A 22,513-nucleotide genomic window follows, 5' to 3' on the forward strand; every position below is an offset into this window, starting at 1 on the left:
TCGAAGAAAGGACGCGAGGCGGTGAGGCAGTGTTGGAGAGGAGAAGACGCCAGGGTGGTCAGGCCGTGCGCGGCAGTTCGATGCGAAAGCGAGCACCGGGTCCGCCCGGCTGCAGGGTGATGCGGCCCCCGTGGGCTGCAATGTACTCCTGCACGATGGAAAGTCCGATGCCCGTGCCTTTCACCGTGTGCTCGGGCTGGCGCTCGCCGCGGAAGAAAGGTTCGAAGATCCGGTCGCGGTCGCCCTCGGCGATGCCCGGCCCGGCGTCGTTGACGTCGATGTGCACTGCCTCGGGCGTCCCCGATACCGCCAGGGTGATGACACCGCCCGTTACCGAAAAGCGAATGGCGTTGCTCAGCAGGTTGGCGATCGCGGTGCCGAGCTTGGTGCGGTCGACCGTGATCGCGATGGGGTCGCCCTCGGCCCGCACGCGCAGGCCATGCGACTGCCATTGCAGGCGCTGGGCCTCGATCTGCTCTTCAATCAACGGCAGCAGCTCGGTGCGCTCGCGGCGCAGTTCGCGCGCCTCGAAGGCGGCGGCGTTGAAGCGCAGCAGCGCCTCGATCTGGCCCTGCAGCGACACGGTGTTCTGCTGCAGGATCTGCGCAACCTCGAGCTGCGCCGGGTTCAGCGGACCGGTCACTCCGTCTTCGAGCAGCGAGACACCCTCGCGCAGCGCGGCCAGCGGCGTCTTCAGCTCGTGCGACACGTGGCGCAGGAAGCGCGCCTTGTCGGCATCGAGCTCGGTCAGGCGCAGCCGCAGCCACTCGAGCTGCTGCGACACGCGCCGCACGTCGGCCGGGCCGCGGATGTCGATGGGTTCGTCGAGCCGGTTCTGGCCGAGGCCGACGATGGCGTGCTCCAGCCGCTTGAACGGCCGCGCCAGCCAGATGCCGAAGGCCAGCGCCAGCGACACGGCCAGCACGCTGGCGGCCACCACTTCGCGCATCAGCCGGCGGCGCGCGTTCTCGATGCGCCTGGCCAGTGCGTCGTTCTGCGTTTCGATCAGGAACTGCGCCTGCTGCGCAAGATTGGTGTTGAGCGCGTCGAGTTCGCGGAATTGCATCGCCATCGTGCTCTCGCGGGCCAGGGCGCTGTCGGCGTTGCCGCTCATCAGGCCCTCGATCACGCCGAGCTGGGTGCGCCACATCTCGATGCCGGCGGGCGCCAGGCCGTTCTTCTCCAGGCGCTCGAGCACCTGGTGCGCCTCGCGCGCAGCGTCGTCGAAGCGGCGGCGCAGCACTGCGTCGTTGAGCACCAGCGACTGGCGCCCGGCGCGCTCCATGGCCGCGCTGCGCTCGGCCAGCGACTGGGCCGCGCCCGACAGGCGCAGCGCGCGCGCGGCCGCGTCGCGGCTCTGCGTCATCAGCGCGTCGTACTGCAGCACCGAACGCAGCGCCACGCCGACCAGCAGCGCGGTGATCAGCAGGAAGGCAAACAGCAGGAGCTGCTGGAACGAGCCCCGGGTAGACGGTCGCTTCGCCATCAGTGGGCGAGCACCGGCATCGGCGATTCGCTCGTCACGACCTCGCCGCGCAGCGTGTAGGCCAGCGAGCGCGTGATGCGCAGGTCGGCCATCTGGCCGACGAGGCGCGCGTCGCCTTCGAAGTTGACGACGCGGTTGCAGGCGGTGCGGCCCATGAGTTCGTTCGCGTCCTTGCGCGAGGCGCCTTCCACCAGCACGCGCTGCGTGGTGCCGACCAGCGCCTGGCCGAAGCGCTTCACGTTGACGTCGATCACGGCCTGCAGCGTGTGCAGGCGAGCGAGCTTCACTTCATACGGCGTGTCGTCCTGCAGTGCGGCGGCGGGCGTGCCGGGGCGCGGGCTGAAGATGAAGCTGAAGCTGGCGTCGAACTGGCAGTCGTCGATCAGCTTCATCATCTTGTTGAAGTCGTCGTCCGTCTCGCCGGGGAAGCCGACGATGAAGTCGCTGCTCAGGGCGAGCTCGGGGCGAATGGCGCGCAGCTTGCGCACCGTGCTCTTGTATTCCATGGCGGTGTAGCCGCGCTTCATCGCCATCAGGATGCGGTCGCTGCCGTGCTGCACCGGCAGGTGCAGGTGGCTCACGAGCTGCGGCACCTTGGCATAGGCCTCGATCAGCCGGGGCGTGAACTCGTTCGGGTGGCTCGTGGTGTAGCGGATGCGCTCGATGCCGGGGATCTCGGCGACGTATTCGATCAGCAGCGCGAAGTCGGCGATCTCGGCGGTGTCGCCCATCCTGCCGCGGTAGGCGTTCACGTTCTGGCCCAGCAGCGTGATCTCGCGCACACCCTGCTCGGCCAGGCCGGCGATCTCGACCAGCACGTCGTCGAGCGGGCGGTTCACCTCCTCGCCGCGGGTGTAGGGCACCACGCAGTAGCTGCAGTACTTGGAGCAGCCTTCCATGATCGACACGAAGGCCGTCGCGCCCTCGACGCGCGCGGGTGGCAGGTGGTCGAACTTCTCGATCTCGGGGAAGCTGATGTCCACCTGCGGGCGGTTCAGGCGCTCGCGGTCGTTGAGCATCTCGGGCAGGCGGTGCAGCGTCTGCGGGCCGAACACGATGTCGACGTAGGGAGCGCGCGCGATGATGGCCTCGCCCTCCTGGCTCGCCACGCAGCCGCCCACGCCGATCTTCACGCCCCTGGCCTTCAGGTGCTTCACGCGGCCGAGGTCGGAGAACACCTTTTCCTGTGCCTTCTCGCGCACCGAGCAGGTGTTGAACAGGATGAGGTCGGCCTCGTCCACGTTCTGCGTGGGCTCGTAGCCCTGCGCGGCGTTGAGCACGTCGGCCATCTTGTCCGAGTCGTACTCGTTCATCTGGCAGCCGAAGGTCTTGATGAATACTTTTTTCATGGGGAGCTCTCTCTCATGCCCTCCGCAACAACGGGGAGGGCTCGGCGGCGGTCAGCGCATGGGCCGCGCCGCCGTCTTTGCCTACTGCGTGTTGACGGTGTCGTTCGAGGTGAACGGCCAGATGTTCAGGAACGGCTTGTTCAGCGATTCGCGTGGGGCCGAGGCTTCGTCGGCCGTGAGGATCCAGACCTCGCGCAGCAGGCCGGCGGCATCGCGCGTGTAGTTGACCAGGTACTTCTGGCCGGTGATGGCGCCGGGCATGACCAGCATGTTCTGCGGGCTCCGGATGCGCGCGCCGGCCCCCAGCCGATCGGCATGGCCGTCGAGGTCGACGTCGGGCGCGTTGAGGACCGTGAACTTGCCGCGCAGGGTGCCGATGGGGAAATTGCGGCCCCCAACGAGCGATTCGTTCTGGGTCTGCGGCCGGGGCACTTCGTCCTGCGCGCTGGCGGTGAGCGGAAAAAGGCCTGCCGCAGCAATGGCTGCTGTGCAAAGCGCTATGAAGGTGAGAGCATTCGTGGGTGTCTTGCAGCGGTTCATGGGGTTTATCCAGAGGCTGTGGAGCGGCGATTTTAGCGAGGGGGTGCGGTTCCCCGGCGCCGGCCACAGCAGGTAGTGCGGGGCTTTCGGTTGACTGGCTTTACATTTCTTTACGGGGGCCACGAACACCGGGAGTCGGCCGCTGATCCAATAGCCGCTGTCAGCCCAAAGTGCACAAAGAACCCATGAAGAAAAATGTCGCTGTCGCCCTTGCGGGCGTATTGATCGTAGCCGTCGCGGGCGGGTGGTGGAGCATGTCCGGGGACAAGTCTGCCGGCAAGGACGCGAAGGCTCCGGCTGCGAACAGCAACAGCGGCGGCGCCCCCGCACTCGTGACCCTGGCCACCGCGCAGAAGCAGGATGTGCCGGTGACTGTGCAGGTCAACGGCAGCGTGGTGTCTCTCAACAGCGTCGACCTGCGTCCGCAGGTGACGAACACGGTGAGCGCGGTGCATGTGAAGGAAGGCCAGTTCGTCAAGGCCGGCCAGCTGCTCTTCACGCTCGACGACCGCAACGACCAGGCCAACCTCGCCCGCGCCCGCGCGCAGCAGCAGAAGGACGAGGCCACCATGGCCGACCTGGAGCGCCAGTACAAGCGCAGCCAGGACCTCGTGGCGCAGAACTTCATCGCCAAGAGCGCGGCCGACGCCACGCTCTCGCAGCTCCAGGCTCAGCGGGCCTCCGTGGCCGCCGACCGCGCGGCCGTGCAGTCGGCGCAGGTGGCGCTGGGCTACGCAACGCTGCGCGCGCCCATCGCCGGGCGCATCGGCGCCGTCAACATCTACCCGGGCACGCTGGTGCAGCCGACGCTGTCGCTCGTCACCATCACGCAGCTCGACCCGATTGCCGTGAGCTTCCCGGTACCCGAAGGCAACCTGCAGGATCTGCTGGAAGCCGCGCGCACGCACGCCAAGGTCGAGGCCGTCGTCACCGGCGGCAAGGCGCCGCTGAGCGGCACGCTCGACTTCGTCGACAACACCGTCGACCCGCAGATCGGCACGGTGCGCGCCAAGGCCGTGTTCGCGAATGCCGACCAGAGCCTGTGGCCCGGCCAGTTCGTGGGCACGCGCATCACGGTGCGCACGCTCAACGGCGCCACGGTGGTGCCGGCCGCGGCGCTGATGATGCTGTCCGACGGCACTTCGCTCTATGTGGTCGACGGGGGCAAGACCGCCACGCGCCGCAAGGTGAAGACGCTGCACACCTTCGGCACCAATGTGGCGGTGAGCGGCGTGGAGCCGGGCGAGCAGGTGGTGATCGAGGGCAGCCAGAACGTGCGCCCGGGCGGCAAGGTCCGCGTCGATGCCAAGGCGCCGGGTGCGCCTGGCGCAACGGGCAACGGCACCACCGGCGTCACGCCCGGCAGCGCCGCTTCTTCCGACGGCGCCGACATCAAGCCGCCGCAGCGGGAACGCGCATGAACATCTCGGAGCTCTGCATCCGCCGTCCGGCGATGACGGTGCTGCTGTCCGCGGCGGCCGTGGTCGTCGGCATCTTCGCGTACTTCAGCATCCCCGTCGCCGCGCTGCCCAGTTACAACACGCCGGTCATCAACGTCAATGCGCAGTTGCCGGGCGCGAGTCCGGACACCATGGCGAGTTCGGTGGCACTGCCGCTCGAAAAGCAGTTCTCCACCATCCCGGGCCTGCAGACCATCAGTTCGGTGAACACGCAGGGCGTGTCCTCGATCACGCTCGAATTCGTGAGCAGCCGCGACATCGACGCCGCCGCGGTCGACGTGCAGGCCGCGCTGCTGCGCGCCCAGCGCCAGCTGCCGCAGGAGCTCACGCAGCTGCCCTCGTACCGCAAGGTCAACCCGGCCGACGCGCCGGTGCTGTTCATCGCGCTGATCTCGCCGTCGATGAACCCGTCGGAGCTCAACGACTACGCCGAGAACCTGATCTCGCCCACGCTGTCGACCATCGATGGCGTGGCGCAGGTGGGCGTGTACGGCCGCAAGGCTTTCGCGGTGCGCATCAAGGCCAATGCCGACCTGCTCAACGCGCGCAACATCACGCTCGACGAATTGGCCAAGGCCGTGAACTCGGCCAACGCCAACACGCCGGTCGGCGTGCTCGACGGCCCGCGCCAGACGCTCACCATCCAGGCCAACCGCCAGCTCCTGAAGGCGGCCGACTTCGCCAAGCTGATCGTCGGCCAGCACAACGGCGCGCCGGTGCGGCTCGACGAAGTGGCCACCATCGAGGACAGTTTCGAGTCGGTGAAGACCGCGAGCAGCTTCAACGGGCAGGACTCGATCTCGCTGGCCGTGCAGCGCCAACCCAACGCCAACACCGTGCAGGTGGTCGATGCGGTGCGCGCGCTCATCCCGCGCTTCAAGGCGGAGCTGCCGCAGTCGGTCGAGATCCAGATGGTGAACGACCGCTCCATCTCCATCCGCGAGGCCGTGCACGACGTGCAGCTCACGCTGCTGGGCACCATCGCGCTGGTGGTGCTGGTGATCTTCCTGTTCCTGCACCGGCTGGTGGCCACGCTGATCCCGGCCGTGACCATTCCGATTTCGCTGATCGGCGCGGTGGCGCTGCTCTATGCCTTCGGCTACAGCCTGGACAACATCTCGCTGCTCGGCATCACGCTGGCCGTGGGGCTGGTGGTGGACGACGCCATCGTGGTGCTGGAGAACATCATGCGCTACGTCGAGAAGGGCATGGACCCGTTCGCGGCGGCGCTGCGCGGCGCGCGCGAGGTGGGCTTCACCATCGTGTCGATCTCGATCTCGCTGGTGGCCGTGTTCATCCCGATCTTCTTCATGCCCGGCGTGATCGGCCTGCTGTTCCACGAGTTCGCGGTGGTGGTGGCGCTGGCGGTGCTGGTGTCGGCCGTGGTGTCGCTCACGCTGGTGCCGATGCTCGCGAGCCGGCTGCTCAAGCAGGTGCCGCGCCGTGCGGGCGCGCTCGATCACGAAGAAGAGCATCCCGAGCCGGGCACGGCCATCGGCCGAGCCTTCGAGCGCGGCTACCGCGCGGTGCACGCAACCTACATGCGCTCGCTCGGCTGGACGCTGATGCACCGCAAGGTGATGCTGGCGATCGCGGGGCTGACCTTCGTTGTCACCGGCTGGCTGTTCGCGACCATCCCGAAGGGCTTCTTCCCCGAAGAGGACATCGGCCAGATCCAGATCACGACCGAGGCTGCTGAGGACATTTCATTCAGCGCCATGAAGGCGCTGCAGGACCGCGTGGCCGCCACCCTCAAGGACGACGCGAGCGTCAACTACGTGAGCTCCTTCGTCGGCGTGGGCGGTCCCACGGCCACGCAGAACTCCGGGCGGCTGTTCGCGGTGCTCAAGCCGCGCAGCGAGCGCCCGCCAATGGCGAAGGTGCTCGAATCGCTGCGCCAGCGCTTCCGCGAGATCCCCGGCATTGCCGTCTACATGCAGCCGGTGCAGAACCTGCGCCTGGGCGGACGCCAGAGCAAGGCGCGCTTCCAGTACACGCTGCAGAGCGTGAACGCGGGCGAGATGGTGCCGTGGGCCACGCGGCTCATGGAGCGCATGCGCGCCGACCCGGCTTTCCGCGACGTGACCAGCGACTCGCAGAACCGCGGCCTGCAGGCCACGCTCGACATCGACCGCGACAAGGCCGGCGTGCTCGGCGTGGCGGTGGGCGACCTGCGCACCGCGCTCTACAACGCCTACGGCGACCGCCAGATCGGCAGCATCTACGGCACGAGCAACACCTACCAGGTGATCCTTTCGGCGGCCGACAACGATCGCCAGTTCGAGGAAGACGTCTCGCGCCTGTCAGTGCGCAGCACCACGGGCAGGCTGGTGCCGTTGTCGGCCTTCTCGACCGTCAAGCGCACCGTGGGGCCGACCGCGGTCAACCACCAGGGCCAGCTGCAGGCGGTGACGGTGTCGTTCAACCTCGCGCCCGACGTGCCGCTGGGCGACGCGACCGCGAAGATCGACCGCTTCAAGGACGAGCTGAAGATGCCGCCCTCGATCATCACCACCTACGGCGGCGACGCGGCGGTGTTCCAGAGTTCGCAGTCCAGCCAGGCGGTGCTGCTGGTGCTGGCGGTGCTCGTGATCTACGTGCTGCTCGGCGTGCTGTACGAGAGCTACATCCACCCGATCACGATCCTCGCCGGGCTGCCTTCGGCGGCGGTGGGCGCGCTGATCTCGCTGAAGCTCTTCGGCTTCGACCTGACGCTGATCGCGACCATCGGCATCCTGCTGCTGATCGGCATCGTGAAGAAGAACGCGATCATGATGATCGACTTCGCGCTCGATGCGCAGCGCACCGAGGGCCTGCAGCCGGTGGACGCGATCCGCGAGGCCTGCCGCCTGCGCTTCCGGCCGATCATGATGACCACGCTGGCCGCGCTGATGGGCGCGCTGCCGCTCGCGCTGGGCCTGGGCGCCGGCGCCGAGCTGCGCCAGCCGCTGGGCGTGGCGGTGGTGGGCGGGCTGATCTTCTCGCAGGTGATCACGCTGTACATCACGCCGGCGATCTACCTCGCGCTGGACCGCTACAGCGGGACGGGGCCGATGGTGAGTCTGCCGGACGAGGCGAAGGCGGAAGCGGGCCATGGGGCTGCTTCGCACGCTTGAGGGATTCGGGGGCGTGTGCGAAGGGCGCACCTCGGACAACACACAGCGCATCGTGAAGAGCGATGCTTAGCTCGTCGTCTCGTCGAGCGCGTCACCTGCCGTCAGATGGGCGGTGTCGCTCCAGCCCACGAGGCTGAAGCCTTCCGGCGTCCAAAGCATGCGGTTGATCGCGGCATTGCCGAGTTGCCAGGTGCGCGGCGCCTGCAGCTCCTGGCGGGTGGCGGCGCGGTAGAGCACGTCCATCACGCCGCCGTGCGCGACCAGAACCACCAGTTCGCCCGGATGGCGCGCCGCCAGTTCGGCGGCCACGCCCGTCACACGGTCGCGGAACATCAGCAGGCTCTCGCCGCCCTCGGGCTCGAATTCGGGATCGCGCTCGCGCCAGAGCCTGGCCTGCACGGGCAGCGTGGCTTCGATCTCGGCAAAGCTCAGGCCCTCGAAGTTCCCGAAGGCCCGTTCGCGCAGGCGCGGCTCGGGCTGCACGGGCAGGCCGTGGGGCCTGGCGATTTCCTCGGCGGTCTGCCAGGCGCGCGAGAGGTCGCTGGCATAGACGACGCCGATGGGCTCGTCGGCCAGCGCACTGCCGGCGCGCTGTGCCTGCCAGATGCCCGTGGCGTTGAGCCCGATGTCGAGCTGGCCCTGGATGCGGGTGTCGACGTTCCAGGCGGTTTCGCCGTGGCGAACGGCGATCAGGCGGGTGGCTTCTTCCATCCGGGGAATTCTAGAAGGCGCTACTTCCGGGCCTGCGCCGTCGGCAGCTCGATGTTGACCCGGCGCTCGCCCTGCGGCGGGTTCGGGAAGCCCTGCAGCGCGGCCTGGAACATCACCGGCAGGATCGCCGTGCTCGAGGTGTAAGGGCCGTCGTTCCGGGCGCGAGTTTCGTACACCACGCGGTTGGAGCCTGCCTCGCGCAGCACGATGCTGACCTCGCGCTCGTACCAGGGGTTGGCCGGCGGCGCGAACATCGGGCCGCCATACCAACCGCCGCCGTACCAGCGCCGGCCGTAGTTGCCATAGCCGCCGTAACCGTAGCCCCAGGGACCGTTGTAGAGCCACGGGTCGGCCCAGGGCGAGAGGCCTGCCGTCACGCGCGCGCCGATCTGCGCGGTGTACTGCGGCCTGGCATCGTCGCGGCGCAGGCCGACCTTGTCGAGCGCGGCGCCGGCCATGGCTTCGAGCGATTCCTGCCGCGCGCCGTCGGCCTGCTGCGAGGGCAGGCGGTCGAAGCGGTAGGTGGCGCCGGGGGCCACGGTGCCGATGGAGGAAAAGCTCTTCACGTCGCTGTCGACCACCCAGGAGGTGGCGCAGCCCGTCAGGCTTGCGGCAAGAAGAAGAGCCGAGAACGCAGATTTCATGAGGGTCTCCGGGCGCTGAAGCCCAAAATTCCCCTGGGTTGCCCGTTCAGCCCTGGACGATGCGCAGGGCGGCAGGTGCCTGGGAGAGCAAATCGAAGGAAGGCGGGTCGAAGGCCTTGTCGCCATCGTCGTCCGCCACGCCCGTTGCCTTCAGACCCTTGAAGTCATGCTGCGTTCCGTCGAGCAGGTGCGAAGGCACCACGTTCTGCAGCGCGGTGAACATGTTCTCCACGCGGCCGGGATACTTCTTGTCCCATTCGCGCAGCATTTCGCCTACCTGCTTGCGCTGCAGGTTTTCCTGGCTGCCGCACAGCGTGCACGGAATGATCGGGAACTCGCGGTGCTGGGCCCAGCGCACCGTGTCCTTCTCGGCCACGTAGGCCAGCGGGCGGATCACGACGTGCTTGCCGTCGTCGCTCACCAGCTTGGGCGGCATGCTCTTGAGCTTGCCGGCGAAGAACATGTTGAGGAAGAAGGTCTGCAGCATGTCGTCGCGGTGGTGGCCCAGCGCGACCTTGGTGGCGCCCAGCTCGTCGGCCACGCGGTACAGGATGCCGCGGCGCAGCCGGCTGCACAGGCCGCAGGTGGTCTTGCCCTCTGGAATGACGCGCTTGACGATGCTGTAGGTGTCCTGGTTCTCGATGTGGAAGTCCACGCCCAGGTCGCTCAAATACCTGGGCAGCACCTCTTCGGGAAAGCCGGGCTGCTTCTGGTCGAGATTGACCGCGACGATGTCGAAGTGAATCGGCGCGCGCGCCTTCAGCTTGAGCAGGATGTCGAGCAGCGCGTAGCTGTCCTTGCCGCCCGAGACGCACACCATGACCTTGTCGCCCTCTTCGATCATGTTGTAGTCGACGATGGCTTGCCCGACCTGGCGGCACAGGCGCTTTTCGAGCTTGTGCGTTTCGCGCTCGATCTTCAGGGAATTGGCAGTGGCGTCGGCGGCGGCGGGCGCCTCGTCGATCCAGACGGCGTTCATGGGCAGCAATGTCTTGGGGGGAAAGGGGGGATTTTGCCCCGGATCACCATTCCCCGGCTTCCATGCGGATCGCCACCTCGCAGTCGTCGAAGATTTCGAGCTTGGCGATCTTCACGCGCACGCCCAGCACGCCGGGCAGTTGCAGCAGGCGCTGCACCAGCTTGCCGATCAGGCTTTCGAGCAGGTTGACGTGCTCGGCGGTGCACTCCTCGATGATGATGCGGCGCACCTTGCGGTAGTCGAGCACGTGGAAGATGTCGTCGTCCTGCGGCAGCAGCGGCTGCGGGCCGAGGCTGAGCTCGGCATCGACCAGGATCGGCTGCGGCGCCGTCTTTTCCTGCTCGAGGATGCCCAGGTTGGCGTCGAAGCGCAGGCCCTGGAGGGTGAGTGTCTGGCGGCCTTGCACGGGCATGGGAATGGACATGGTGGTGCTCACATGAGCGAGAAATCGCGCTCGAATTTCATCAGGTGCTGGCCGCCGTCCACCAGCAGCGTGGTGCCGGTGATCGAGCGGTTCTCCAGCGCGAACCTCACCGTGGCGACCACGTCGTCCGGGGTGGAGGAGCGGCCCAGCGGCGACAGCTTGTGCAGCTGCGCGAACCTGTCGTCGTCCAGCATGTGGCTCGCCAGCGTAAGGCCGGGCGCCACGCCGACCACGCGCACGCGCGGTGCAAGGGCCAGCGCCAGCATCGGCGTGGCGGCTTCGAGCGCGGCCTTGGAAAGTGTGTAGCTCAGGAAGTCGGGGTTCGGGTTCCAGAGCTTCTGGTCGAGCAGATGGACCACCACGCCTTGCGCGTCGCGGGCCGCCAAGTGCTCGTGCAGGGCATGCGCCAGCAGGATTGCCGCGCCGGTGTTGCTGCGCGCATGGCGCTCCATGAGTGCGTAGCTGAAGGTGGCGGCCTCGTCGTGCTCGAACAGCGCGGCGCTGTGCACCACGGCATCGACGCCGCGAAAGCGCGCGACCACGCGCGGCAGCAGGGCGCGCGTGGCCTGTTCGTCCTCGAGGTCGGCCGCGAAGAGCGCCGAATCGCCCGAGAGCGCGGCGCAGTCGGCCACCGTCTGCTCGGCCTCGGTGCGCGAACTGCGGTAGTGCACCGCCACCTGCCAGCCGCCCGCGGCGAGCGCCAGCGCGATCTCGCGGCCCAGCCTGCGGCCCGCGCCGGTGACGAGGACGGTGCGGCGGGAAGCGGAGGAGGGAGGCGCGGCGGGGCTCATGCGAGGAGGGGAGAATGGCGCTGTGACGACAAAGACGACCCCCAGCAGTTTACCCACCGCCCTCGACCACCTCATCGCGCGCTCCGTCGAGCGCGCGGGCGGATGGATCGGGTTCGACCGCTTCATGGCGCTCGCGCTGTACGCGCCGGGCCTGGGCTATTACGCCAACACTTCGGCCAAGTTCGGCCACATGCCCTCGTCGGGCAGCGACTTCGTGACGGGGCCCGAGTTGACGCCGATGTTCGGGCAGACCCTGGCGGCGCAGGTGGCGCAGGCACTGGAGAAGACGGGCACCGACACGGTGTGGGAATTCGGCGCAGGCTCGGGGGCGCTCGCGGTTCAGCTGCTGCATGCGCTCGACGAGATGGGGCGCAGTGATGTGCGCTATCGCATCGTCGACCTGTCGGGCACGCTGCGCGAGCGGCAGCAGCAGGCGCTGGTGCGCTATGCGGACCGCGTTGAATGGCTCAACGAGCTGCCCGATTCGATGGAAGGCGTGGTGGTCGGCAACGAGGTGCTCGATGCGATGCCCGTGCAACTGCTGGCGCGTGTGGGTGGGCAGTGGTTCGAGCGCGGCGTGGTGCGCAACGCGCAAGGCGACGGCTGGGCCTGGGCCGATCGCGTCACCGAACTGCGGCCGCCGGTCGAGGTGCCCGGCGAGCACGACTACCTGACCGAGATCCATCCGCAGGCGCGGGCCTTCATCGCCACGCTGGCCGACCGGCTCGGCAAGGGCGCGGCCTTTCTCATCGACTACGGTTTTCCCGAGGCCGAGTACTACCACCCGCAGCGCCACATGGGCACCGTGATGTGCCACCGCGCGCACCAGGCCGATGGCGACCCGCTGGCCGACGTGGGCTACAAGGACATCACCGCGCACGTCGACTTCACCGGCATTGCGTTGGCGGGGCAGGACGCGGGGCTCGAAGTGCTGGGCTATACGAGCCAGGCGCGGTTTCTGCTGAACTGCGGGTTGCTGGCTCGGATGGAAGCGGGGTCCGTCGCGGAGCGGGCGATGGCGGCGCGGCTGATCCATGAGCACGAGATGGGGGAGTTGTTCAAGGTGATTGGCTTTGCCGTCGGCGAGGCTTGGGATGCGATGGGGTTTGCAGAAGGGGATCGCAGTCATACGCTTTGAGCGGTTGGCTTGGGTTGCTTTCCGGGGCCGGGACTCGCCCCGGCGGGCGACCTACTTTTCTTTGCTTACTTTCTTTTGGCGAAGCAAAAGAAAGTGAGTCGCCTGCCGGGGCGAGACCCGGCCCCGGAAAGACATCAGCCCCTCAAAACAAAGTCATAAGCTAGCAACAAAGAGTTCGTTGGCGATCCAAACCCCGCCCCCTACATTCCCGGCATGACTGCCGCCCCCACCAGCGAGGTAAATGCCCCTTCGCAGCACTTCGAAGTGCGCCCTTTCGATGCCCCGGTCGGCGCCGAGGTGGTAGGCCTCGACATCTCGAAGCCCATCAACACCGAAGACTTCATCCGCCTTCACAAGGCCCACCTCGACCACCACGTCCTGGTCTTCCGCGACCAGCAGATCACCCCGCAGGAGCACATCGATTTCAGCCGCCGCTTCGGCCCGCTCGAAATCCACGTGCTGCACCAGTTCCAGCTGAAGAACCACCCCGAGATCCTCATCGTCTCCAACATCAAGGAGAACGGCGAGCCCATCGGCCTCGGCGATGCGGGCGTCTACTGGCATTCCGACATTTCGTACAAACCCAACCCCAGCCTGGGCTCCCTGCTGCACGCGCAGGAGCTGCCGAGCGAAGGCGGCGACACGCTGTTCGCCAACCAGCATCTTGCATGGGAATCGCTGAGCCCCGAGCTGCAGCAGCGCATCCTGCCGCTGAAGGCCGAGCACAGCTACCTCGCCAAGTACGAAGAGTTGCGCGCGAAGAATCCGTGGCGGCCCAAGCTCTCGCAGGCGCAGATCGACCAGGTTGCGCCCGCCGTGCAGCCGGTGGTGCGCACGCACCCTGAGACGGGCCGCAAGGCACTGTTCGTCAGCGAGCATTTCACGACGCGCATCGTCGGCCTGCCCGCGCAGGAAAGCGATGCCCTGCTCGCCGAGCTGTTCGCGCACAGCGTGAAGCCCGAGTTCGTGTACCGCCACAAATGGGCGCCGCACGACCTGGTGTTCTGGGACAACCGCTCGCTGATGCATCTCGCGGCGGGTACGCCCGACCACCTGCGCCGCCGCCTCAACCGCACCACGATCGTCGGCGATACCCCTTTCTGATCTTCTCGTTCCCGGACCGACTTCAATGAACCGCTTCACCCGCAAAGCCGCCGCGCTCGTCGCCGGCCTGGGCCTCCTGGCCGGCAGCCTCGCCGCACACGCCGAGGGCCGGATCCGCATCGCCGAGCAGTTCGGCATCGTCTACCTGCTGCTGAACGTGGCGCAGGAGCAGAAGCTCATCGAGAAGCACGCGAAAGCCGCGGGTGTCGATGCCAAGGTCGAATGGGTCAAGCTCTCCGGCGGCTCGGCGGTGAACGACGCGCTGCTCTCGGGCAACATCGAGATCGCGGGCGCCGGCGTGGGGCCGCTGCTCACGCTCTGGGACCGCACCAAGGGCCGGCAGAACGTGAAGGGCGTGGCCTCGCTGGGCAACTTCCCGTACTACCTGGTGAGCAACAACCCGAACGTGAAGACCATCGCCGACTTCACCGACAAGGACCGCATCGCACTTCCTGCCGTGGGTGTCTCGGTGCAGTCGCGCGTGCTGCAGTTCGCCTCGGCCAGGCTCTGGGGCGACAAGGAGTTCGACAGGCTCGACAGGATCAGCGTGGCGGTGCCGCACCCCGATGCTGCAGCGGCCATCATCAAGGGCGGCACGGAGATCACGGGGCACTTCGGCAATCCGCCGTTCCAGGAGCAGGAGCTCGCGGGCAATCCGAATGCGCACATCGTGCTCAACTCGTACCAGGTGCTGGGCGGTCCGTCGTCTGCAACGGTGCTGTACGCAACGGAGAAATTCCGCAGCGAGAACCCGAAGACGTACAAGGCCTTCGTCGATGCGCTCGACGAGGCGGCGAAGTTCGTCACCGCCAACCCTGAGAAGGCGGCCGACATCTACCTGAAGGTGAGCAACGCCAAGCTCGACCGCGATCTGCTGTTGAAGATCATCAGGAACCCCGAGGTGCAGTTCAAGACCACGCCGCAGAACACCTATCCGCTGGCGGAGTTCATGCACCGAGTGGGCGCGATCAGGAACAAGCCGGCTTCGGTGAAGGACTACTTCTTCGACGATGCGCAGAACGTGTCGGGCAACTGATGAGCGGCACGGCGGCGGTCCTTGATTCGCGGGGTGACTCCCTCTCCCGCGAGCGGGAGAGGGGGCAAGACACTGCCGCGGCACCGGCACTGCTGCGGGTCGACAACGTCAGCCTCGAATACCGCACCCCCCAGCGCCTCGTCCGCGCCACGCACCGCGTGAGCTTCGACGTGCATGCCGCCGACCGCTTCGTGCTGCTCGGTCCCTCGGGCTGCGGCAAGTCCACGCTGCTGAAGGCCGTGGCCGGCTTCATTCCCCCGGTCGAAGGTGAGATCCGCATCGACGGCCGGCGCGTGGCGCAGCCTGGTCCCGACCGCATCGTCGTGTTCCAGGAGTTCGACCAGTTGCCGCCGTGGAAGACCGTCAAGCAGAACGTGATGTTCCCGCTGCTCGCTTCGCGCACGCTGGGCCGGAAGGAGGCCGCGGAACGCGCGCTGCACTATCTAGGCAAGGTCGGCCTGGCGAAGTTCGCCGAGGTGCATCCGCACCAGCTTTCCGGCGGCATGAAGCAGCGCGTGGCCATTGCCCGCGCGCTCGCGATGCAGCCGCGCGTGCTGCTGATGGACGAACCCTTCGCCGCGCTCGATGCGCTCACGCGTCGCAGGATGCAGCAGGAACTGCTCGAGCTGTGGGACGAGGTGCGCTTCACGCTGCTGTTCGTCACCCACTCCATCGAGGAGGCGCTGGTGGTGGGCAACCGCATCGCGCTGCTGTCGCCGCACCCGGGGCGCATGCGCGCCGAGGTCAACAGCCATGGCTTCACACTGGCGAGTGTGGGCGGTGCCGAATTCCAGGGCACGGCGCAGCGGATCCACGACATGCTGTTCGAGGAAGAGGCCATCGCATGAGTGCCATCGTCCCGCCGGTCCGGCCCGAGTACGAGCGCACGCTGGAGCCCTTCACCGAAGTACCGGTGGAGCGTTCGCTGCCGATGGGCGAGCGCATCTGGTCGCAGGCATGGCTGCGCAAGGGCCTGATCCTCGCCGTCGTCGCCGTGCTCTGGGAGCTCGCGGCCCGCTGGCAGGACAACGACCTGCTGCTGCCCACCTTCACCGCCACGGCAACGGCGCTGTTCGGAGGCCTCGCGAGCGGTGAGCTGATCGAGAAGGTGCGCATCTCGCTGGCCGTTCTGTTGCAGGGCTACCTCGCCGGCGTGCTGCTGGCCTTCGCGCTCACCACGCTCGCGGTGTCGACGCGCGTCGGCCGCGACCTGCTGGACACGCTCACGTCCATGTTCAACCCGCTGCCCGCCATTGCGCTGCTGCCGCTGGCGCTGCTGTGGTTCGGGCTGGGCCGCGGCAGCCTCGTGTTCGTGCTGATCCATTCGGTGCTGTGGCCGTTGGCGCTCAACACCTATGCCGGCTTCCAGGGCGTGCCCGAGACGCTGCGCATGGCGGGGCGCAACTACGGCCTGAAGGGCCTGCCCTACGTGCTACAGATCCTGGTGCCGGCGGCGCTGCCGTCGATCCTGTCGGGGCTGAAGATCGGCTGGGCCTTTGCATGGCGCACGCTGATCGCGGCGGAGTTGGTGTTCGGTGCCTCGTCGGGCAAGGGCGGGCTGGGCTGGTACATCTTCCAGAACCGCAACGAGCTCTACACCGACCGCGTGTTCGCGGGCCTCGCCCTGGTGGTGCTGATCGGCCTGCTGGTCGAGAGCCTGGGCTTCAAGACGCTGGAGCGCCTGACCGTTCGCCGCTGGGGCCAGCAGCGCTAGGGAGCGCGGACGAGGCCCTCAGCCGCCGGTCTTCTTCGCGGCCTGCCGCAGCGCGCGCAGCTCGCTGTTGAGAAACTCGTTGGCGTCGCGCACCACGCCATCGGTCAGCTTCACCTTGTAGGCCTGCCCCGTCATCTCCGAGCGCGAGGCGCAGCGCTCGATGAAGTCTTCGGCCGTCACCAGTTCCTTTTTGAAGTGGTCGTACTTCGCCTGCATGTGCTTGGCAGCATCCGCGGCGTTGTATTCGCTGCCGTTGCGCATGAAGACCATGGCCGACATCTTCGAGACGCGCTGGATCAGCGTGTCGATCAGCTTTTCCTCCGTGGCGGAAGGGGTGGCGTGAGCCAGCAGGGCCGAAGCGCCGAGCAGGAGGGCGAGCCACGCGCTCCGCAGGAATCTGGATGAAGTCATTTGTCGTGTTCCCTGGCAATTTCCGGGCCATGCTAGGGCTGGCGCCACTGCCGTGTCAAACCCGGCCCGGCTCGGGTCTAATCGCAGTTTTGGCACGTGTACTCCTCTCTCCCATGAGCTCCTCGACCCCCGATCTCCCGTCGATTGCCCAGGCGCTGGCCGATGCCGCGGCCGCGCAGTCGATGCGCTACTTCCGTACGCCGCTGGACATCATCACCAAGGCCGACGAAAGCCCCGTCACGCTGGCCGACCGCGCGGCCGAGACGGCCATGCGCGACATCCTTGGCGCTCGCGTGCCGGCCGACGGCATCTACGGCGAGGAGCATGGCCCCGAGCGGCTCGACGCGGGGCGCATCTGGGTGCTCGACCCCATCGACGGCACGCGCAGCTTCATCACCGGCTCGCCGCTGTGGGGCACGCTGATCGGCGTGCTGGAGGGTGGGCGCGTGGTACTGGGCATGATCGACATGCCGGTGCTCGAGGAACGCTGGATCGGCCACAACCCCAAGGACGGGGGCAAGGGCGCCACGCGCGACGGCCAGCCCGTGCGCGCGAGCGGCTGCACCGACGTGGCCAAGGCCCGCATCGTCACCACCTCGCCCGACATCTTCGCGCCGGCCGACTGGGCCGCCTTCGACAGACTCAGCCGCCAGTGCGCGATGCGCCGCTTCGGTGGCGACTGCTACGGCTACGCCCAGCTGGCGGGCGGCACCATCGACCTCGTGGTCGAAACCGGCCTGCAGCCCTACGACTACCTCGGCCCGGCCGGGCTGATCGAGGCGGCGGGCGGCGTCATCACCGACTGGCAGGGCCAGCCGTTGGGGCTGAAGTCCGACGGGCGGGTGATCGCGGCGGCAACGCCCGAACTCCACCGGCAAGCCATGGCCATTCTCTCGGCCTAGACTGTTGTCCATATGTTCCGCTGGCTGATCGTCGTCGTCCTGGCACTGGTGCTCATGAGCGGGCTGGCCGCCTGGCTGCGCCGCTTCGGCTTCGGACGCCTGCCCGGCGATTTCGAGTTCCGCGCCTTCGGCCGCGAATGGCAACTGCCGATTGCGAGCACGGTGGTGCTCAGCATGATCGCGGCGCTGGTCGCGCGCCTTCTGTAGACAAGAGACAAACAGCAATGAGAGCCTGCGTAGACATCGGCGGCACCAAGGTGGCCGTGAGCCTTTCCGCCTCGAGCGACGCGCCGCTGATCGGCCGCCGCAGCGAGCCCACGGCCAAGACCGGCGACAACGATGCGGTGGCGGTGCAGATCATGCGGATGATCGACGAGGTCTGTGCGCAGCAGGGCATCGATGCGGCGAGCATCGATCGCGTGGGCGTGTCGTCGGCCGGGCCTTTCGAGCTGCGCGACGGCCAGGTCGAACTGGCCACGCCCAACATCTGCGGCGGCATCGCCGGCCCGGCGCGCGGCCTGCCCAACACCTGGATGACCGCGCTGATCGAGGCCCCGCTGGCAAGGCGCTTCGCCCGCGTGCGGGTCGAGAACGACGCCGTGGCCGCGCTGGAGGCGGAGCGCCATTGGGGTGCGCTCCAGGGCGTGGACGATTGCGCCTACGTCACCTGGAGCACCGGCGTCGGCGTCGGCCTGTGCGTGGACGGCCGCGCGTTGCGCGGCAAGAACGGCAACGCCGGCCATGCCGGCCACAGCTTCGTGGTGGACGACGCCAGCGGCGCGCTGTGCGGCTGCGGCAACGTCGGCGACGTCGAAGGGCTGATTGCCGGCAACTCCATCGCGCGGCGCTTCGGCCAGCCTGCGGCCGATCTTTTCAGTTCGGCTGCGGGTGGCGAGCGGCATTCGCTCGAGATCGTCGATGCGCTGTGCCGCGTGATGGGCCGCATGCTCTACAACCTGATCGCCACGCTCGACCTGCAGCGCATCAGCCTGGGCGGCAGCGTGTTCTGGCACCACCGCGACTTTCTGCTGCCGAGGCTGCAGGCGCAGGTCGACGGCAAGCTGCCGCCGCTCACGCACGGCGTGCGCCTCGTGCCTGCCGGCCTGGGCGACAAGGTCGGCGACTACGCGGCGCTGGCGCTGCTCGACTGAACGGCCACGCGCGCCGGCGAAACCAATGACTCAGCTGCCCCGCCGCCGCTCCTATGCCTACCTGCTGTGGCTGGTGGGCGGCTTCATCGGGGCGCATCGCTTCTATTTGGGGAGCTACCTGGGCGGCGCGGCGCAGCTGGCGCTGCTGCTGTACGGAATGGCGGGCCTGCCGGGATCGCGTTTCGGCCTGGTGCTCGTCCTGCCGTGGCTGCTGTTCGACCTCTACTGGATTCACCGGCAGCTGGCGCGGCAGGGTGCGGCCGGGGCCAGGAAGGAAGACGCCGCGGCCCGGCGCAACGTCCGCCGCGCCGCGGCGAGCGACGCCAAGGACTTCGACCTCGCCGCCCTCGCCGAAGCCAGCCGGCTGCAGGAGCGCTTCGTGGCCGCAGCCGAGGCCGATGACTGGGCCGGGGCCGTCGCCATCGGCGAGCAGGTCGTCGCCAGCGCGCGCCGCGTGTTCAAGGGCCCGCACCAGAACCTCGCGATGAGCCTGTGCATGCTGGGGCAGGCCTGCCACCAGCTCGGCGCCCTCGACAAGGCCCGGGCCTGCCTTGAGGAAAGCCTGTCCATCGGCCGCAAGATCGGCATGCCGGCGGAGGACATCGACATCGCCCGCAAGGCACTCGACCTGGCCCTGGCCGACATTGAGGAGCGCAAGGCCCGCGGCGCGGCATCCGACGAGCAGGGCGCATTGCTGAAGCTGCTCGAAGACCGCGAGGCGCGCTACCGCGACGCGCTGGCCCAGGGCGACCTGCCGAGTGCCGAGAAGCTCTGTGCCGAAACCGTCGCCGCCAGCCGCCGGCTGTACGGCGGCCCGCACAAGGCCGTGGTGCTCCACCTGTCCAGCCATGCGGAGCTGTGCCGCCGGCTGCACTGGAACGACGAGGCGCAGGCCGCGGCCGACGAGGCGCTGGCCATGGCCGGGCAGCTCGGCCTCGACGACAGCTGGCGGCGCGGGCCGACCAACACCCTTGCGCTGCTGCACGCCGCGGCCGGGCGCTCCGACGAGGCCGAGACGCTCTACAAGAAGACCATCGCCATGGCGGTTGCCGAGGCCCGGGGCGGCTCCAGCGACGGCGTGGTGCGCGCCTTCAACAACCTCGCGTTCCTTTACGCCGACTCTGGCCAGGACGAGAAGGCGGAGCTCTGCTACGCGCGCGCCCTCGTGCACCTCGACAAGCTCCCGCCGGGCGAAGGCGATGCCGAACTGCATTCCGACATGCTCAACAACTTCGCCGGCCTCTACATGGCGCGGCGCGACTTCGTCCGGGCCCGGGAACTGTTCGAGCGTTCGCTCGACATCCAGCAGCGCGACTGCCGCGGCATCTCCCCGGCAGCCGCCACCGCCCACAACGATCTGGGGCTGATCGCGCAGGAAGAGGGCGACCTGCGCCAGGCGCTGGTGCACTTCAAGCGCACGCTGCTGCTCAACCAGATCTGCTCGCCCGACCACTTCAGGAACATCGACAACGCGCAGCGCAACATCGACAGCGTGAGCATGGCGCTCGCGGCCGTCGCACGCGCCGCACGCATGGAGCCCAGCACTTGAGCATCGGCGCCGCCTTCTACGCCCTCGACCGCTACCGGCTGCGCGCGCTGGTGATCGATCCGTCCACCGTGTCGGACTTCCTGCACTCGCCTGCCGAGCAGGGCGGTCCGCACTATAGCCAGACGGTGGAACAGGCCTGGGACGTGGTACGCACGCTGATGCCCGAGGCGGTGGATGGCGAAGAGCTCGAAGGCACCGACGGCCTGGGCTGCATCTATCTCACGGCGGCCCACGTGGAGCGCGCGGCGGCGCGGCTCGCGCAGTGCGACGTGGCGGAACTGATGGGCCGTTTCATGGGCGAGCCGGCAAAGTTCGCCGAGCTCTACTGGGCCAGGGTCTGGCAGGACGGCACACAGGATCTCGCGGGCTTCATGGAAGGCGTGAAGCGATTCTTTGCAGCCGCGGCCGCGAGGCGCGACGCGGTCGTCTTCTACATCGTCTGAATCGCAGCTAGCCCGGCGGCCGCACGGCCGCCACGATCTCGCCCAGCCGCCTCAGCCCCGCATCCACCGCCTTCGAATACGGCCAGCCGCAGTTGAGGCGCAGGTAGTTGTCGAAGCGACCCGAGTTCGAGAACTGCGCGCCCGGCGCCACCAGCACGTGCTCGCGCAGCGCGGCTTCGAACACGTCCACCGACGAGCGCTGCGCCGGCAGCTCGACCCACAGCTGCAGCCCGCCGCGCGGCAGGTTCAGCCGCGTGCCGGCCGGAAAATACCTGGCGATGGCGTCCGCCGTCTGGTCGCGCTGCACGTGCAGCCGCTCGCGCAGCCGGCGCAGGTGGCGGTCGTAGGCACCGCTGGCGATGAACTCGCCCGCCGCGATCTGCGCCAGTGCCTCGTTGTTGCGGGTCTGCGCGTACTTGAGCATTTCCACCTGCGCATGCCAGCGTCCGGCGGTGATCCAGCCCAGCCGCAGCCCCGGCGCCAGTACCTTGTGCAGCGAGGCGCAATAGATCACGTTGCCCGTGCGGTCCCACGACTTCATGGCGCGCAGCGGCGTGTCGCTTTCCACAAGGTCGCTGTAGGTGTCGTCCTCGACCAGCGCAATGCCATGGCTCTCGCACAGGTGCACCAGCCGCTGCTTGTGGGCGTCGGGCATCACGCTGCCGATGGGGTTCTGCAGGTGCGGCACCACCACCACGGCCTTGATGTCGTCGTAGGTGTGGATGGCGAGGTCGAGCGCCTCGAGGGAGATGCCGGTCTGAGGGCTGGTCGGGATCTCCAGCGCGCGCAGCCCCAGGCTTTCGAGCACCTGCAGCAGTCCGTAGAAGGTGGGCGACTCCACGGCCACCGTGTCGCCCGGCTTGGCGATCGCGCGCAGTGCGAGATTCAGCGCCTCGATGCAGCCGTTGGTGACGAGCACTTCGTCGGGCGGCACCGTCATGCCGACGCGCAGGTTGCGCTGCGCCAGCGCCTCGCGGAACTGCTCGTGGCCTTTCTGCGACGAGGCGGTGGTCAGCAGCTCGGGCCGCTGGCGCAGCGCGCGCGTCATCGAGTTGCGCAGCGCCTCGGCCGGATAGAGCTCGGGGGCTGCGCGGGCGATGGCGAAGTTGAGCTTCACGCCGGTGTGCCGGCCGCGCGCCATGAAGTTGGCCATGCGCGCCCGCATGCTGACGAACTGCGCCGGGTCGGGCGGCACGCCAGCCACCGGCTCTTCCATCGGCGCGATGGCCAGCCGCTGCGGCCGCCGCACGAAATACCCCGAGCGGTCGCGTGCCTCGACCCAGCCGTCGCTCTCCATCGCGCGGCAGACCTGCAGCGCGGTCGACAGGCTGATGTCGTGCAGCCGCATCAGGCTGCGCAGCGACGGCATCTTGTCGCCCTGTTTGAGCGAACCGATGTGGATCGCGTCCACGTAGTGCGCGGAGAGCTGGCGGTAGAGCGGTAGCGAGTCCATGGCGTCGATGTTCCCCGCACCGGGCATCCGAAAACAGATGCAGTTGCTCGGGAAAACGACCATAACAGATGCGTTCACAGCCGGGCTGTTCCGGTCGCAATAGCCGTGGCGT

General features: G+C 68.1%; 22 protein-coding genes. 12 read left to right on the forward strand and 10 right to left on the reverse strand.

Going from position 1 to position 22,513, the window contains the following annotated elements; all coding sequences use genetic code 11:
• Positions 1-58 precede the first annotated feature (58 nt).
• The 3 genes from AC1DFC_RS20050 to AC1DFC_RS20060 all read right to left on the reverse strand — a co-directional run bounded on the left by AC1DFC_RS20050 (position 59) and on the right by AC1DFC_RS20060 (position 3,375).
• Entirely contained in the window at positions 59-1,486 is a 1,428-nt protein-coding gene (locus AC1DFC_RS20050) for a sensor histidine kinase (protein ID WP_007831450.1), read from the reverse strand.
• Positions 1,486-2,835, reverse strand: a complete 1,350-nt coding sequence (miaB, locus tag AC1DFC_RS20055; RefSeq protein WP_413316243.1) for a tRNA (N6-isopentenyl adenosine(37)-C2)-methylthiotransferase MiaB — start codon at positions 2,833-2,835, stop codon at positions 1,486-1,488. Before miaB ends, AC1DFC_RS20050 begins: the two co-directional genes overlap by 1 nt.
• Before the next feature lie 81 nt (positions 2,836-2,916).
• Positions 2,917-3,375 (reverse strand): hypothetical protein, encoded by a 459-nt coding sequence (locus tag AC1DFC_RS20060; protein WP_007831453.1) that lies wholly within the window; start codon positions 3,373-3,375, stop codon positions 2,917-2,919.
• A gap of 254 nt (positions 3,376-3,629) precedes the next feature.
• Between AC1DFC_RS20060 and AC1DFC_RS20065 the strand changes: the two genes are divergently transcribed.
• Both AC1DFC_RS20065 and AC1DFC_RS20070 read left to right on the forward strand, forming a co-directional pair.
• Positions 3,630-4,796, forward strand: a complete 1,167-nt coding sequence (locus AC1DFC_RS20065; protein ID WP_478179885.1) for an efflux RND transporter periplasmic adaptor subunit — start codon at positions 3,630-3,632, stop codon at positions 4,794-4,796.
• Entirely contained in the window at positions 4,793-7,951 is a 3,159-nt protein-coding gene (locus AC1DFC_RS20070) for an efflux RND transporter permease subunit (RefSeq protein WP_478179857.1), read from the forward strand. The genes AC1DFC_RS20065 and AC1DFC_RS20070 overlap by 4 nt, the downstream gene beginning before the upstream one ends.
• A 66-nt stretch (positions 7,952-8,017) precedes the next feature.
• Here the strand turns inward: AC1DFC_RS20070 and AC1DFC_RS20075 are convergent, their stop codons facing one another.
• The 5 genes from AC1DFC_RS20075 to AC1DFC_RS20095 are packed head-to-tail and all read right to left on the reverse strand — an operon-like array spanning position 8,018 to position 11,500.
• Positions 8,018-8,662 (reverse strand): histidine phosphatase family protein, encoded by a 645-nt coding sequence (locus AC1DFC_RS20075; protein WP_007831460.1) that lies wholly within the window; start codon positions 8,660-8,662, stop codon positions 8,018-8,020.
• A gap of 20 nt (positions 8,663-8,682) precedes the next feature.
• Entirely contained in the window at positions 8,683-9,306 is a 624-nt protein-coding gene (locus AC1DFC_RS20080; protein WP_413316249.1) for a DUF4136 domain-containing protein, read from the reverse strand.
• 46 nt (positions 9,307-9,352) lie between these two features.
• Positions 9,353-10,285: a tRNA 2-thiocytidine(32) synthetase TtcA gene (ttcA, locus tag AC1DFC_RS20085; protein ID WP_007831464.1), complete on the reverse strand. Its 933-nt coding sequence runs from the start codon at positions 10,283-10,285 to the stop codon at positions 9,353-9,355.
• Positions 10,286-10,328: 43 nt separating this feature from the next.
• On the reverse strand, positions 10,329-10,709 hold the full coding sequence (locus AC1DFC_RS20090; protein ID WP_007831468.1) for a dihydroneopterin aldolase: 381 nt from the start codon (positions 10,707-10,709) through the stop codon (positions 10,329-10,331).
• An 8-nt stretch (positions 10,710-10,717) separates the two neighbouring features.
• Positions 10,718-11,500: an SDR family oxidoreductase gene (locus AC1DFC_RS20095; RefSeq protein WP_413333225.1), complete on the reverse strand. Its 783-nt coding sequence runs from the start codon at positions 11,498-11,500 to the stop codon at positions 10,718-10,720.
• On the opposite strand from AC1DFC_RS20095, the gene AC1DFC_RS20100 reads away from it, so the two are divergent.
• The 5 genes from AC1DFC_RS20100 to AC1DFC_RS20120 all read left to right on the forward strand — a co-directional run bounded on the left by AC1DFC_RS20100 (position 11,499) and on the right by AC1DFC_RS20120 (position 16,492).
• Positions 11,499-12,638 carry a class I SAM-dependent methyltransferase gene (locus AC1DFC_RS20100; protein WP_478179858.1) on the forward strand — a complete coding sequence of 380 codons (1,140 nt, stop codon included), beginning with the start codon at positions 11,499-11,501 and terminating at the stop codon, positions 12,636-12,638. The genes AC1DFC_RS20095 and AC1DFC_RS20100 overlap by 2 nt on opposite strands.
• 213 nt (positions 12,639-12,851) lie before the next feature.
• The gene (locus tag AC1DFC_RS20105; protein ID WP_413315340.1) at positions 12,852-13,742 is read left to right on the forward strand and encodes a TauD/TfdA dioxygenase family protein; all 891 of its coding nucleotides are present in this window, start codon (positions 12,852-12,854) and stop codon (positions 13,740-13,742) included.
• 25 nt (positions 13,743-13,767) lie between these two features.
• On the forward strand, positions 13,768-14,778 hold the full coding sequence (locus tag AC1DFC_RS20110; RefSeq protein WP_413315339.1) for an ABC transporter substrate-binding protein: 1,011 nt from the start codon (positions 13,768-13,770) through the stop codon (positions 14,776-14,778).
• Positions 14,778-15,626 (forward strand): ABC transporter ATP-binding protein, encoded by an 849-nt coding sequence (locus AC1DFC_RS20115; protein WP_413333221.1) that lies wholly within the window; start codon positions 14,778-14,780, stop codon positions 15,624-15,626. Before AC1DFC_RS20110 ends, AC1DFC_RS20115 begins: the two co-directional genes overlap by 1 nt.
• Positions 15,623-16,492: an ABC transporter permease gene (locus tag AC1DFC_RS20120; protein ID WP_413333219.1), complete on the forward strand. Its 870-nt coding sequence runs from the start codon at positions 15,623-15,625 to the stop codon at positions 16,490-16,492. Before AC1DFC_RS20115 ends, AC1DFC_RS20120 begins: the two co-directional genes overlap by 4 nt.
• An 18-nt stretch (positions 16,493-16,510) precedes the next feature.
• On the opposite strand, the gene AC1DFC_RS20125 is transcribed toward AC1DFC_RS20120, so the two are convergent.
• Positions 16,511-16,903, reverse strand: a complete 393-nt coding sequence (locus AC1DFC_RS20125; protein ID WP_413333217.1) for a DUF5329 family protein — start codon at positions 16,901-16,903, stop codon at positions 16,511-16,513.
• Positions 16,904-17,016: 113 nt separating this feature from the next.
• On the opposite strand from AC1DFC_RS20125, the gene hisN reads away from it, so the two are divergent.
• From hisN to AC1DFC_RS20150, 5 genes are read left to right on the forward strand one after another with little or no spacing between them, the layout of a single operon-like run.
• A complete protein-coding gene (hisN, locus tag AC1DFC_RS20130; RefSeq protein ID WP_007831476.1) occupies positions 17,017-17,805 on the forward strand; it encodes a histidinol-phosphatase in 789 nt (262 codons plus the stop codon).
• A gap of 12 nt (positions 17,806-17,817) precedes the next feature.
• A complete protein-coding gene (locus AC1DFC_RS20135) occupies positions 17,818-18,012 on the forward strand; it encodes a DUF2905 domain-containing protein (RefSeq protein ID WP_007831478.1) in 195 nt (64 codons plus the stop codon).
• A gap of 17 nt (positions 18,013-18,029) precedes the next feature.
• Positions 18,030-18,956: an ROK family protein gene (locus AC1DFC_RS20140; protein WP_413333215.1), complete on the forward strand. Its 927-nt coding sequence runs from the start codon at positions 18,030-18,032 to the stop codon at positions 18,954-18,956.
• Positions 18,957-18,981: 25 nt separating this feature from the next.
• The gene (locus AC1DFC_RS20145) at positions 18,982-20,505 is read left to right on the forward strand and encodes a tetratricopeptide repeat protein (protein ID WP_413333213.1); all 1,524 of its coding nucleotides are present in this window, start codon (positions 18,982-18,984) and stop codon (positions 20,503-20,505) included.
• Complete coding sequence (locus AC1DFC_RS20150; RefSeq protein WP_413333211.1) at positions 20,502-20,948, forward strand: DUF1877 family protein; 447 nt, start codon at positions 20,502-20,504, stop codon at positions 20,946-20,948. The genes AC1DFC_RS20145 and AC1DFC_RS20150 overlap by 4 nt, the downstream gene beginning before the upstream one ends.
• Before the next feature lie 7 nt (positions 20,949-20,955).
• Here AC1DFC_RS20150 and AC1DFC_RS20155 read toward each other — a convergent pair whose 3' ends face one another.
• Positions 20,956-22,401 carry an aminotransferase-like domain-containing protein gene (locus AC1DFC_RS20155; RefSeq protein WP_042673126.1) on the reverse strand — a complete coding sequence of 482 codons (1,446 nt, stop codon included), beginning with the start codon at positions 22,399-22,401 and terminating at the stop codon, positions 20,956-20,958.
• Positions 22,402-22,513 lie beyond the last annotated feature (112 nt).

This window comes from Variovorax sp. 10L421 (assembly GCF_056395365.1).